Here is a 13,595-nt window from a genome sequence, read left to right as displayed (position 1 = left end):
AGATTGGAGGAAAAACAAATGGAACAGTATACACTTTTTGACAGAGAAAGCGTCCAACCATTGGCGGCAAAATTGCGACCAAGTACATTGGAAAATTTTGTGGGACAGGCACATCTGCTGGGCGAATGTAAGGTCTTACGCCGTCTGATTGAAAGCGATCAAGTTTCCTCCATGATCTTCTGGGGACCGCCCGGTGTTGGAAAAACTACACTTGCACGTATTATTGCGAACTACACGAAAGCAGCTTTCATTGACTTCTCTGCTGTAACTAGTGGAATCAAAGAAATCCGTACTGTTATGCAGCAAGCTGTTGGGGCTGGAGTTATGATGCCCTTACTGCAAGTCGTTGTATTAAAGTTATTCCCTATAGAAGGCAGAGGACGTGCTATGGGTGTAGTCGGACTCGTTGTTGGATTTTCTCCAACAATAGGTCCGACATTATCTGGTTTGCTGGTAGATTCTTTCGGGTGGAGAAGTTTGTTTTACATTTTGACCTTTATTTCTATACTAGTTATAATCTCTGCATATTTTTTACTTGAGAATATTGGAACTACAATGAAAAGCAATTTAGATATCTTATCTCTTATTTTATATGCACTGGGATTTTGCGGAATTATGCTTGGGGTAACAAATGAAGGAATCTATGGTTGGATGAGTGTACATACAATGTCAGCTACTGTCATAATTCCAATTTATGTTCAGACAATGCGTGGCTATTCTGCATTTTATTCTGGATTGTTAATGTTGCCCGGGTCCCTATTATTAGCTGTGTTAAACCCTTTGACTGGGCACTTTCTTGATAAATATAGTGCACGTGGTGTATTTATAACGGGTATGATTTTTTTATTAGTAGGAACACTTGCATTCAACAGATACAATACAACGGGGGTACAAAAGAGCTTTATAAGAAGATTTTTGTAAAACCAAGGTTATTTTGTTATGTTGAACAAGCATATCATAATTGTAAATTAGGCTGCATGCCAATTATTGTTTGGTCATACCGAATATAATAGCTTGTTAAATCGTATGAAAGGAGCTTTTCATGTACGTTTCTGTGAGAAGCTTGAGATGAGATTTTTTTTATTTATTAAACTAATTGGACAGCTTATCAATTAATGATTAACTGTCCAATTGATTTACTGATTGAGTATCCAGCAAATACCTTTTGCAGTTCGAATATTTCCGTCCGTATAATGATTTCCGGGATTCATCTCCAGAATAGATAAAATGCCATTTTTCTTTAGAAATTCTAAATATGTTCTGGTATTTTGTCCGACGGCAGCAACGATTTTATTGCTGGTTCGTTCTTCTTTATCCCCAAGAGATAGATAAAAACAGTCTGGTTGGCATGCTAATTCGTGTGTCGTTGCAAAAGGAATGAAATTCGGATACCAGAAGGAGCCGGACATAGATGCGAAACGGTGGAAAGCAGTCGTGCGGTATGCGGCATATGCTGCGAACAGACCGCCAAGAGAATATCCGGAAATTGCAGAATACAAAGGCTTCTCAGGCAGGAATGCTTCAACCTCTGGCATGATTTTATTAATAATGCGTTTCAGATGTTCGTCTGCATTTCCAGCGTATACACCATCATTTGGGAATATGGGTGGACTTGTCCATGGTGTTAGGTCATTATCCCAATCAAGGTTACCAATAGCAATCATTGTAAAATCTGGACATCCAAGTTGATTGCAGGTTTCCCAGAGACTACTGCCATCGCCCCTAAATATATTTACATATACAGCAGGAACAGCGGTTTTCACATTATCATTCTTAAAAATTGTTACTTCCTTCTTATCAAATATCAGTTGTTTTATTTGCATATTTTTCACACTTCCTTTTGTTTATGGAATGATTTCCGTATGAAAAAATCATCCACCAAAATGGGGGGAATTAAAAGGACGACTGATAGAATGACCATCGCGTACTTGAAAAAGTTCTTATTTTTCTATAAATTTACGCATTCTATATCCAATCCTGCCCAGCAGTTACCAAGTTTTCTGATAGAGATTGCTTCATGGAGTGACTGTAACAGTGGAGTGCTTAGCTATATTTGAAGGCTACAGCAATATTTCATTCAAATCATCCAATCTTGATTTATCATTTGCGACAGTACAATTATTATACTAAATTTATTGGAATAATCAAGTACGCAGAAAATATGTACATGGTATCGAACTGCGTACTATGTACAATAAAAGGTCAAACTTAATGCAGGAAATTATGTATATGAATAGTATCGGGTGAAATTGTGTCCCAAAGCTTGCTTTTGAACAGATGGTGGGAACAAAAGAATTGTATGGAAAGACAGGCGGAAGGCAGGGATATCATATTGTGATATCCTGTCCACCAGGAGAGGGAACCCCAGAGCAGTTATTGGCATTGATGAAGGAGTTTGCACATGAGTTTTTAGGGGATGATTATGAGGCGGTGTACAGTGTTCATGTTGATAAGGAGCATTGTCATGGACATTTGGTATTTAATAGTGTGAATATGAATACTGGTAAGAAATATGGATTATCTATAATGCCAGCGGAGTATAGTAAAAATCCAGTAAATATGAATCGGAAACAGTGGGAAAAAGAGAAATCTTGGAGTGAATTTATTGAAGCAGATGTGAAATATTGCCGTGGTGTAGCGGAGGATTATGATCATTTTCTTTATCTGTTAGAGGAATTAGGATATGAGGTGAAACAGGGTGCTCATCTGGCGGTAAAAGCAGAGAAGATGAAGCGTTTTCGTAGACTGGATACGATTAATGAAGAATATTCCAAAGAAAATCTGGAAGCGTTCTTTGCCAAGGGAAGTTTTGCTTTTGAAACACCAAGAGTATTAACACCTGACGTAAAATATTTACTTAAGCCAAAGAATCCCTATCAGCAGAAATTTTATGCCGAACTCTACCGTATGCGTGTTGTTGAAAAGTGTCGTTTTCAATATAAATCAGCGAGATTCAAAGAGGATTTAGAACGGATGCATATGTTGCAGGAGGAGTATCTGTTTCTGAGAAAAAAGGATATTAAGCAAATATTCATTTTCTTTTTATATTGTATCAAAAAAATATACTTTGTATCCCCTTATAGACATAATTTCAAAATTATTGAGATAGATGGGGTAAAAAAGGTAATGCTTATGAAATTATGCATAGTATTACAGATGATACTATGTACGAATAAACTGCGTAGTTGTATTTTTTAAATAGCGATAGTATAATTATTATACTTAGTACACAAATTGATTGGGAGTATATATGCGTTTATCAGAACTGACAACTTATGCAGAGGAAAAATTTAATATCATTGAGCAGAAAAAATGGGAAAATTTTTCCGGTTTTTCTGTTTTGGTCGACCATAGAACTAAAAAGTGGGTGGCACTTTTGATGCGTCAATGGGATTCAGATACAGGTACTGAAATTGAACTTTGTGACATGAAATGTTGGCGACAAAGTCTTTCGGAAATTTCAGCCTCATATCTTTCAGATCCTTTTCGTATGCGTGGTCAGAAGTGGGTAGGTATTAAGTTTGATGATACTACAGAACCAGAGGTTATTTATCGATTGTTTGATAGAGCGGTTGAACTTAATAATCAAATTGGGTTCATGATTACTCTTGATAACAGGTTTATGTCACAGCAGTCACAATATCGAGATACACTACTTAGTTTTGAAACGAAGATAGAGAGCAAAGAGGAAAACATACCACAGAAAATACTTGATATGCGAAAACTTTATGAACATGGGGACGGTTCCTTCAGACAGAAATCTAGGAATTTCTATATACAAGGAAAATTCATGGAAGATTACGAGGATGATTGTCCTTGGGAGGGTGAATTACGTTGCTATTTTCCAACCTATCATGATTTACGTTTAAATCAGTTACGAGGATATTTTACTTGGCGAACGGAAATAAGAAAGGGAAATTATCAGAGAATTAGCACTTCCCTAGCCTATCTATATCTTTATGAACTGGAGAATGGAATTGGTACAACATCAGTTGAAGACAGCTTTCGGAAGATGAAGGAATTTGAAATTGAATATCTTGACTCAGCAATCGGTGATGAAAGCATGCGTAAAAATCTCCATCGATGGATGCTGGAACTTGCAATATTAAATGGAGTAGAACCGGATATAGCCTATGGGTACGCTGATACTGAGATGATAGAGAAAGATAGAGCATTAGTTGTTTTACGTAATCCCAATAGCTATAGTGACCAAGAAATTTTTAAAGCATTATGTACATTTTATGGAAATAAATTATCTACATCTGTCGTAATAAAAAAGTATGAAGCCGAGGGTATTCATTTGTTTGCAGAAGTATGGAGATTGGCATCAGCACAATATCGTAAAGAGAGCAAGAGCCTATTTAAAGCATGTTTTGGAAGTCAACGTTCGTATCGATGGTATCCTCTTTCAAATGCAATCTATTTTAATGAACAAAGTCCTGAACCTATCACCTATATATTGAATGAGTCTAGAGAATATAGCTTTAAAGATGATGTATGGAGTGAACAATCCTATCACAAACTACACTTTAATAAACAAAAATTTGATGGACTTATACATGAGTCTGATAGAAGATTGCGAGTGTATTTAAAAACTGGCCATCCGCTACGTGAAAGAAGTGAAGAGACTTGGGCATCTCCGTATATTGATGCAGTAATTGAAATAGATAAAAAATTTAAAGCTGAAGCAGCCAAACCCAAGGTTTCAATTCGCTTTTCTGATTTAGATAAAATTAGAAAAGACTCATTAGAAACAATGGACAGTCTTTTAACAGAGGAAGATACGCAAGATATAGCAGTAGTATCAGTGATTAAAAAAGAAAGCATGGAGGCTGATAGCTCTAATAAAGTGATTATTCTTCCTTTAGATGATACGCAAATTCAAATATTAATGATGCTTTTAGAAGGGAAGTCTGTAAAGTCGCTAATTTTAGATCAACATGGCTTACCGGAAGTGATTGCGGATAGTCTTAATGAAGCCTTGTTTGATGAGATTGGTGATACGGTTGTGGAATGTGATTTTGAAACAATAACTCTTGTGGAAGATTATAGAGAAGATATTAGTAGAATGCTTGGAGGAGTTAAAAGATGAGTGAAATGAATAGAAAAGTACCTAAGCGAATTGCACAGACCGTCATAAATTCTTTAAAAGGTGGTGTAGTTCCAAGAATTGGACTTCCATATATTACAGTTGGTAGGAAAAACGAAATACATGCACTTTTACACGATGTAGACATTATTTCGGAAGGCGGTGCTTCCTTTAGATTTATAGTCGGAAGATATGGATCAGGGAAAAGTTTCTTGTTACAGACAATCAGAAATCATGTGATGGATCGTGCTTTTATCGTTGCAGATGTAGATCTGTCACCCGAAAGACGTCTTCATGGCACAAGAGGACAAGGTCTTGCGACTTATCGTGAACTAATTGGAAATCTATCCACTAAAACAAAACCTGAAGGTGGAGCACTTACTTTGATATTGGATCGTTGGATAAGCAGTGTTCAAAGCCAAGCAGCAAATGAGAGTGGACTTACTCCAGGTGATCCTGCTTTAACAACGTTAGTAGACAAAAAGATTTATGAGGTGACTTCTTCTTTAAGTGAATTGGTACATGGTTTTGAGTTCGCTAAACTACTTTCTGCTTATTACCATGCGTATGTGGATGGAAATGATGGAATTAAGTTAAAGGTTGCACGCTGGTTCCGTGGAGAATATAGTTTAAAACGTGAAGCCAAGGAAGAATTAGGAGTCAATATCATCATTACCGATGATGATTGGTATGATTATCTAAAACTCTTTGCGATATTCTTTAGACTAGCTGGATATTCAGGCATGATGATAATGATTGATGAGTTGGTGAATATTTTTAAGATTCCTAATGCCATTACACGGCAATACAATTACGAAAAGATATTAACGATGTACAACGATACTTTACAAGGAAAGGCTAAATATCTGGGGATTATAATGGGAGCTACTCAACAGACCATAGAAGATAAACGCCGTGGTGTATATAGCTACGAGGCATTACGTTCACGTCTTGCGGAGGGTAAGTTTTCAAAACGGGGAGCCAGAAATTTATTAGCACCAGTTATTCGACTTGAAGCATTGAATGCCGAAGAAATGCTTATTTTATGTGAAAAGTTATCTATAATACATGCGGATTTATATGAATACACAAAAAAGATTTCAACAGAGGATTTAGCTACTTTCATTAAAATTGAATTTGAGCGAGTTGGTGCTGATTTGAATATCACACCACGTGAAGTAATCAGAGATTTTATTGAACTACTAGATTTGATGTATCAGAATCCGAATATGTCATTGAATGATTTGTTAGCTTCTGATGAATTTTCTTATACTAAGTCAGACGCTGTATCTGATAATACTGTAAGTATTTACACTGGATTTACGGTTTGAATGGAGGAAACATGGAAGTTTTTAAGCGATACGCACCCTTTATACAGGATTATATCTATCGTTCTGGTTGGCAATCACTACGTGCAGTTCAGAATGCAGCAGGAGATGCAATCTTTAATACAGATGGGAATGTTCTTTTAACTGCCTCCACTGCATCTGGAAAAACAGAAGCGTCCTTCTTTCCTATCCTAAGTTTATTGGATGAAAATCCATCTACTTCAGTTGGAATATTATATATTGCACCACTCAAAGCTTTAATTAATGACCAGTTTGGAAGATTAAATGAGCTTTGTGAAGAGGCGGGAATCCCTGTTACAAGGTGGCATGGAGATGTGCCACAATCACAGAAAAGATGTTTATTGCGAAAGCCAGCCGGTATCCTACAAATTACACCTGAGTCATTGGAATCCTTGATGATAAATAAGCATATGGAGATTCCTTCATTATTTGGGGATTTGAGATTTATCGTAATTGACGAGATTCATTCACTCTTACGGGCCGATCGTGGGGGACAAACATTTAGTTTAATTGAACGGCTATGTCATTTGGCAGGATGTAATCCAAGAAGAATTGGTTTGTCCGCCACAATTGGAAATCCTGAAGATGTAGGCAAGTTTCTAGCTGCAGGTAGTGGTAGAGGGACAGTAATCCCAAAGTTTGATGGTGGAAAAGAAGTTTGGAGATTATCTATGGAACATTTCTTTAATACTGCCCCTCAAGCTGATGAAGGTAAATCACTTGAACTTGATACTATTGAAATGGAACTGGCTACGGATACAGCACCAAAGGCTGCTGACCCTGGTATGGGTTATATCTTTGAACATACACGAGGCAAGAAATGCTTAGTGTTTACAAACTCTCGGGAGGAGTGTGAAGCTGTATGTCAAAATCTCAGACAATATTGTGAGACCAATCGTGAACCTGACCGGTTCTTAATCCATCACGGTAATCTTTCTACATCCTATCGTGAAAGTGCGGAAGAAGAGTTGAAAGATGACAATTCTCTTATGAGCGTATGTGCTACTGCTACACTAGAATTAGGCATTGATATCGGCAGGCTAGAGCGAGCTTTCCAAATCGATGCACCATTTACTGTTTCAGGCTTTTTACAGAGAATGGGAAGAACCGGAAGACGTGGGGGGCCATCAGAAATGTGGTTTGTCATGCGTGAAGATCATCCTGAATCTAGAGCTATGTTACCGGATATGATTCCTTGGTACCTCATTCAAGGAATCGCTCTCGTACAGCTCTATATTGAAGAACGCTTCGTAGAACCGCCAAGAACAGAGAAATTACCGTTCTCATTGTTATATCATCAGACGATGAGTACCTTGGCTTCTGGTGGTGAGATGTCCCCGGGGGAATTGGCTTCTCGTGTATTACCTTTATCTGTATTTCATCGTATAACACAAGATGATTTCCGTGTTATGTTGAAACATTTGATTGGAATTGATCATGTGAATCGTACGGAAAATGGTGGATTGATTGTTGGACTTACTGGCGAGAGAATCGTAAATAACTATAAGTTCTATGCTGTATTCCAAGAGAATATTGAATATACAGTACATGCTGGCTCGGAAGAGTTGGGTACGATTGTTAAACCACCACCGGCAGGAGATAAGATTGCCATTGCAGGTAGGGTTTGGGTTGTGGAAGATGTTGATCATAAGCGTCGAGAGATTTATTGTACCCTTGTAAAAGGCAATATTCCTGCTTACTTTGGTGACGTAGCAGGTGACATCCATACTCGTATTTTAGAGAGAATGTATGGAGTTCTCGCAGAAGAAAATAATTATCCTTATTTAATGAATCATGCGGTATGTCGTATGCAAGATGCTAGAAAGACATTTAAAAAAGCGGGTATGGCTGATCGTCCACTCATTCATCTTGGAGGAAAGATGTGGGCATTGTTTCCATGGCTTGGAAGTTACGCATTCCTTGCCTTAGAACGATTCTTAAAGCTCCGTTGTGGTCAAAGACTTGTATTAAAGGGTATGACTCCATCAAGACCTTATTATTTACAGTTCACCATGCAAGCGAGTGAAGATGAATTCTATCAAATAGTTGCTGAAGAAGTAGCTAAGGACTTTGAACCATTGGAATTGGTTTATCCAAAGGAAGTTCCTGTATTTGAAAAGTATGATGAGTATGTGCCGGACGAGTTAGTTAGAAAAGGATTTGCCCTTGGTGTGTTAGATATAGAAGTAATGAAAAATAGAGTTCTAAGTTGGTACAACCAGAATTGAACAGAAGGAGATCAGCTATGACTGTAAAAAAAAACACACTTCCTCAAAAGATGGAAGTTCGTGGTGCCAAAGTTCATAATTTGAAAAATGTGGATGTAGATATACCTTTAAATAAAATTGTTGGAATTGCGGGTGTATCAGGTTCAGGCAAATCTTCTCTCGCCCTAGGTGTATTATATGCGGAGGGATCTAGAAGATATCTGGAATCATTATCTTCATATACAAGAAGACGTATGACACAGGCAGAGCGTGCTGATGTAGATGACGTTAGTTATGTGCCTGCTTCACTAGCTCTTCATCAACGACCAGGTGTTCCTGGAATCCGCAGTACATTCGGGACGATGACTGAATTACTTAATAGTTTACGTCTCATGTTTTCGAGACTTGCAAGTCATAGGTGCCCTAATGGACATTATGTTGAGCCATCTTTTGAAGTAGCTGCTATGCAAGAAATTACTTGTTCAGAATGTGGCGAGAAATTTTATGGTCCCGGCGCGGAAGACCTAGCATTCAATAGTAGAGGAGGTTGTGCTACTTGTGGTGGAACGGGATATATTAGAACAGTGGATGAATCTAAACTAGTTCCTAATGAAAATCTTACGATTGATGAAGGTGCTGTAGTTGTGTGGGGAACTTTAATGTGGGCACTTATGAAAGATGTTTGTCGAGAAATGGGTGTTCGTACAGATGTTCCCTTTAAGGATTTAACACCTAAAGAAAAAGAAACGGTTTATCATGGTCCTGCAGAGAAAAGACATATTTTATATGTGAATCCTAAGACTCAACAAACTGCTGAGATGGATTTCACTTATTACAATGCAGTATATACTGTAAAAAATGCCTTGTCTAAAGTAAAAGATGACAAGGGGATGAAAAGAATTGAGAAATTTCTAAAAGAAGGGATTTGTCAAGATTGCCATGGTACTAGACTGTCGGATGCTTCAAGAGCCCCTAGACTCTGTGGCATTGGTTTAGATAAGGCTACGGCTATGACACTGGATGAATTAATTCCGTGGGTTAAAGGTATACCGGATTCTTTAGAAGAAAAAATGCGCCTTATGGCTAAGAATATTTGTGAATCATTTATGGATACCGCTAAGAGATTGATCGATTTAGGTCTAGGATACCTTTCTTTAGATCGTGCTGCTTCAACCTTATCTACTGGAGAGCGTCAACGTGTACAACTTGCCAGAGCCGTTAGAAATAGAACGACCGGTGTTTTATATGTGTTAGATGAACCTTCTATTGGACTACATCCATATAACCTAAAAGGTCTAACTGGTGTAATGGATGAGCTGATTGCCGACGGTAATTCTGTTGTGCTTGTAGACCACGACACCCAGGTTCTTGCACATGCGGATTATATAGTGGAAATGGGAAAGGGCGCTGGAACTGATGGTGGGACAGTCATTGCAGAAGGGACTATCCAAGATATAGAAAGTAACAAGGAATCTGTAATTGGACCATATCTAACGCAGGAAACACAGTTGGAGAAAATTCGTGCAGAGGGTAAGAATTTATATGTAGAAGAATATCAAAGGATGAGAAGTAGTGTAGCTGATGAAGATATGTTTTCGATTGGAAAAATTCATTTGTCTACAGACAGCATCCATACCGTTCAGCCTTTGGAAGTAGATATTCCTAAGGGAAGACTTACTGTAGTTACAGGAGTATCAGGGTCCGGCAAGACAACAATGGTTTTAGAAAGCTTAATACCTGCATTAGAGTCTAAGGCGACAGGAAATAAGCTACCATTTCATATTAAATCAATTGATGCAGAGGAAATTCGCCAGGTTAATTTGATTGATGCTACACCGATTGGAATCAATGTTCGCTCTACTGTTGCTACATATGCCGGAGTTCATGATGAACTTAGAAAGATCTATGCTAAAACAGAGGATGCTAAAGCACATGGATATAAAGCCGGTGACTTCTCATATAACACTGGTAAACTACGTTGTCAAACCTGTGATGGTACTGGTGAAATCTCATTGGATGTTCAATTTCTTCCGGATGTAGATATCATTTGTCCCGATTGTAGGGGATCCAGATATAGTAAAATGGCACATGGAGTTTTACGCAAAGCCGAGGGTGGAAAAGAATATAGTCTTCCTGATCTAATGAGTATGAGTGTAGATGAAGTTCTAAAGGATAGCGATGATTTAAAATTAATTAAACAAAGACTCCAAGTATTGCATGACCTGGGTTTGGGTTATCTTACACTTGGGGAAAAGACACCAGGGCTTTCCGGTGGTGAGGCACAGAGACTAAAGTTAGCCAGTGAAATGGGCAAAGGACAAGAAGAATCAGTATTTGTCTTTGATGAACCTACGATTGGTTTACATCCAAAGGATGTTCGTGTTCTACTTGACGTATTTGAAAATCTCATTCAATTAGGAGCGACAGTAATAGTTATTGAGCATGATTTAGATGTTATCAGAAATGCAGATTATGTTATTGATATGGGGCCGGGTGGTGGTGCTGCGGGTGGACGTATTGTTGCAGCAGGAACTCCGACGGATATCAGAAATAATTCGGATAGTCTTACCGGTCAGTTTATCTAATGGAAAATGTTTATAATGCTTCATTCAATGATAGGGGTGACTAACTATTAAAAGTCAATGGGTTTTTTAAAAAAGTTTTCATCTAAAAAAGGGTATACTAAATAGACCTTTCAAAAATTATTTTTGAAAAGTTGAGTAATAAAAGTATTACTAGTTGCCACTACACAATCAGCGAAGTTTGTTTGGGTTGAAGTCTATGCCATTTTTTTCAAGAGAAAAAATGACACGAATAAGTTTCTTGACTAGATGTGAACATGCTACACGATGTGTTTTTCCCTCTGACTCTTCTTGGCATAATATTCAGCAAAAACCATGTTGTATTGGATCAAAGGTATGCAAAGGTTCATCAAGGTATAACGAAGGTGAAAAGAGCCTCGTTTAACCATATGCCCACCGTGTTCAGATGTTCTAGATTGATAGTATCCTGGCTCTAGACAGGCAAACGATAATATTTGGGACGGAGAATCAAATTTAGCTAAATCTCCGTATTCAGCATAGGTCACAGCGCTTGATAAAGCACCTATACTAGGAATGGTAAGAGATTTGGGCTTGATTTCTTCAATAAGTAAAAATATCTGTTTTCCCAGAGAATCAACTTCGTATGCAGCTTGTTTGTACATTGCTAAAAGTGGTACGTCTTAAAGTCTGGGACTTGTTAAACTTAGCAAGAAGAACAGGGTTAAATTCCATGAAGCTGTAGTGGGCTTTTTCAAGGAATAACTTCAGATTTAAAGCATAATGACCAGTAGATTCAAACCCTATTTTTATTTGTTCTGAATGGTCAAGAGAATTAAGAATAGTAAGAAGTAGATTGAAACCTTCCTGATTATTTTTGATGATAAAAGAATTACAAACAGCATCGCCTGATTCCATAGTGATGAAGCAGTCGTGTTTGTATTTGGAAATGTCGATTCCGACAAAGTACATGATAGATACCTCCTAAATAATATTTTGTACTGTTGTTTTCCACAAGAATCTCGGCTGTGTTTTCACGTAAATATAAACGTCGATGCGTTAACTAACTAACCGCCCATACCAGTGAAGACGAAAAGCTGTGGTCTGAGTCACCTCAAAACAGTCATAGCTGTATAAAAACAAATCCACAGTGCTTAATCATTATAACGGATTAATAGAGATTACCCCAACAAAAAAGGTTGGGAGAAAGGAAATAATCCAACCACCTCTTAAAGAGGATAATTGGATTATACGATGCTGATGGCTTGGTACAACGTAAACAGTTTAATGAAATTCCACCTCATGTAGAGTTTCTTTTACTGAGATGAGACATGATCTTCTGCCGGTTTTTTATTCGATAATGAACTGGGGATTTTTGCACGAAGAAGAATTATATCATTCTAATGATAAATAACAATTAAGAAAGCGAGTTGAAGGGATGTGCATGATATATGGAATCCATGGCATGGCTGTGTAAAATGCAGTGAAGGATGTCAGAATTGTTATATGTTCTATCTGGATGGTCTGCGTGATAAAAAGGGTTCTGATATTTATAAGACTAAAACCGGATTTCGTTATCCATTATCAAAGGACCGTTCAGGTAAATATAAGGTGAAAAGTGGAGAGATGATTCGTGTCTGCATGACTTCTGATTTCTTTCTGGAAGAAGCAGATCAGTGGCGTGAGAAAGCTTGGGAGATTATAAGGCAAAGACCAGATGTAAAGTTCTTTCTACTTACAAAACGCCCTGAACGTGTAGCTGATCATTTACCAAAAGATTGGGGAGATGGCTGGGAAAATGTAATGTTTAACGTTACCTGCGAAAATCAACAACGAGCAGATGAACGTATACCAATCCTTCTTAATTTGCCATTCAAGCATAAAGGTATTATGTGCGCACCTTTCATAGGACCAGTTAATATAACTAAATACCTTGCCAAAAACCAGATTGAGCAAGTTTTATGTGATGGTGAGAACTATGGAGGTGCACGTCCATGTCATTATGAATGGGTGAAAGAGTTACATGATGAATGTGTGGTCAATGATATAACATTTGTGTTCTGTGGTACCGGCAGACGCTTTGTAAAGGATGGTAAGTTATACAAAATTGAAAAAAATGGTTTGCAAAGTCAACAGGCCTTTAAATCAGGATTAAGCTTTCAAGGAAAGCCAATAGATTTCAAACTCTACGATGAGTGGGGTAATATAATTCAAAAGGACCAGTTATATAGACCATATTATAAAGAGCGTTGCCAGACTTGTGGTATGAAACTTACATGTAATGGTTGTAGCCAATGCGGGAAATGTAATTGAGTTAAGCGGTATCAAGTTACGTACTATGTATCAACAAACTGCGTACTTGATACATTTTTTATACTGAGTTATATTTAATGATGGAATTAAGAAATAG

9 protein-coding genes and 1 pseudogene are annotated in these 13,595 nt (G+C 37.6%); 7 read left to right on the top strand and 3 right to left on the bottom strand.

Annotated elements, in window-relative coordinates:
• Window positions 1-72: 72 nt before the first annotated feature.
• On the top strand, window positions 73-921 hold the full coding sequence (locus KPL54_RS20090) for an MFS transporter (protein WP_445986079.1): 849 nt from the start codon (window positions 73-75) through the stop codon (window positions 919-921).
• A 215-nt stretch (window positions 922-1,136) separates the two neighbouring features.
• Here KPL54_RS20090 and KPL54_RS20085 read toward each other — a convergent pair whose 3' ends face one another.
• A complete protein-coding gene (locus KPL54_RS20085) occupies window positions 1,137-1,823 on the bottom strand; it encodes an alpha/beta hydrolase-fold protein (protein WP_216108317.1) in 687 nt (228 codons plus the stop codon).
• Window positions 1,824-2,262: 439 nt separating this feature from the next.
• Here KPL54_RS20085 and KPL54_RS20080 point away from each other — a divergent pair.
• From KPL54_RS20080 to KPL54_RS20060, 5 genes and pseudogenes are all read left to right on the top strand, one after another.
• A pseudogene (locus tag KPL54_RS20080) lies at window positions 2,263-3,198 on the top strand (relaxase/mobilization nuclease domain-containing protein); the annotation flags it as partial.
• A gap of 229 nt (window positions 3,199-3,427) precedes the next feature.
• The gene (locus tag KPL54_RS20075; RefSeq protein WP_253203620.1) at window positions 3,428-5,092 is read left to right on the top strand and encodes a TerB N-terminal domain-containing protein; all 1,665 of its coding nucleotides are present in this window, start codon (window positions 3,428-3,430) and stop codon (window positions 5,090-5,092) included.
• Window positions 5,089-6,420: an ATP-binding protein gene (locus KPL54_RS20070; protein ID WP_216108314.1), complete on the top strand. Its 1,332-nt coding sequence runs from the start codon at window positions 5,089-5,091 to the stop codon at window positions 6,418-6,420. Before KPL54_RS20075 ends, KPL54_RS20070 begins: the two co-directional genes overlap by 4 nt.
• A gap of 11 nt (window positions 6,421-6,431) precedes the next feature.
• Window positions 6,432-8,666 (top strand): DEAD/DEAH box helicase, encoded by a 2,235-nt coding sequence (locus tag KPL54_RS20065; protein ID WP_216108313.1) that lies wholly within the window; start codon window positions 6,432-6,434, stop codon window positions 8,664-8,666.
• A 17-nt stretch (window positions 8,667-8,683) separates the two neighbouring features.
• Window positions 8,684-11,230, top strand: a complete 2,547-nt coding sequence (locus tag KPL54_RS20060; protein ID WP_216108312.1) for an ATP-binding cassette domain-containing protein — start codon at window positions 8,684-8,686, stop codon at window positions 11,228-11,230.
• A 257-nt stretch (window positions 11,231-11,487) separates the two neighbouring features.
• On the opposite strand, the gene KPL54_RS26190 is transcribed toward KPL54_RS20060, so the two are convergent.
• Entirely contained in the window at window positions 11,488-11,850 is a 363-nt protein-coding gene (locus KPL54_RS26190; protein WP_253203619.1) for an IS110 family transposase, read from the bottom strand.
• Window positions 11,822-12,157 (bottom strand): IS110 family transposase, encoded by a 336-nt coding sequence (locus KPL54_RS26185; RefSeq protein WP_253203617.1) that lies wholly within the window; start codon window positions 12,155-12,157, stop codon window positions 11,822-11,824. The genes KPL54_RS26190 and KPL54_RS26185 overlap by 29 nt, the downstream gene beginning before the upstream one ends.
• A 468-nt stretch (window positions 12,158-12,625) precedes the next feature.
• Between KPL54_RS26185 and KPL54_RS20050 the strand changes: the two genes are divergently transcribed.
• Window positions 12,626-13,498: a DUF5131 family protein gene (locus KPL54_RS20050; RefSeq protein ID WP_216108311.1), complete on the top strand. Its 873-nt coding sequence runs from the start codon at window positions 12,626-12,628 to the stop codon at window positions 13,496-13,498.
• Window positions 13,499-13,595 lie beyond the last annotated feature (97 nt).

This window comes from Clostridium estertheticum (genome assembly GCF_018861295.1).
In the GTDB taxonomy this organism is placed as follows: domain Bacteria; phylum Bacillota; class Clostridia; order Clostridiales; family Clostridiaceae; genus Clostridium_AD; species Clostridium_AD estertheticum_D.
Note: the sequence above shows the minus strand (reverse complement) of the source record. Positions and strands in the feature narration are given on the sequence as shown.

Coding starts and splice junctions, on each gene's coding strand:
- KPL54_RS20085 (WP_216108317.1), bottom strand. CDS start 1,823: ATGCAAATAAAACAACTGATATTTGATAAGAAGGAAGTAACAATTTTT.
- KPL54_RS20075 (WP_253203620.1), top strand. CDS start 3,428: ATGAAATGTTGGCGACAAAGTCTTTCGGAAATTTCAGCCTCATATCTT.
- KPL54_RS20070 (WP_216108314.1), top strand. CDS start 5,089: ATGAGTGAAATGAATAGAAAAGTACCTAAGCGAATTGCACAGACCGTC.
- KPL54_RS20065 (WP_216108313.1), top strand. CDS start 6,432: ATGGAAGTTTTTAAGCGATACGCACCCTTTATACAGGATTATATCTAT.
- KPL54_RS20060 (WP_216108312.1), top strand. CDS start 8,684: ATGACTGTAAAAAAAAACACACTTCCTCAAAAGATGGAAGTTCGTGGT.
- KPL54_RS26190 (WP_253203619.1), bottom strand. CDS start 11,850: ATGTACAAACAAGCTGCATACGAAGTTGATTCTCTGGGAAAACAGATA.
- KPL54_RS26185 (WP_253203617.1), bottom strand. CDS start 12,157: ATGTACTTTGTCGGAATCGACATTTCCAAATACAAACACGACTGCTTC.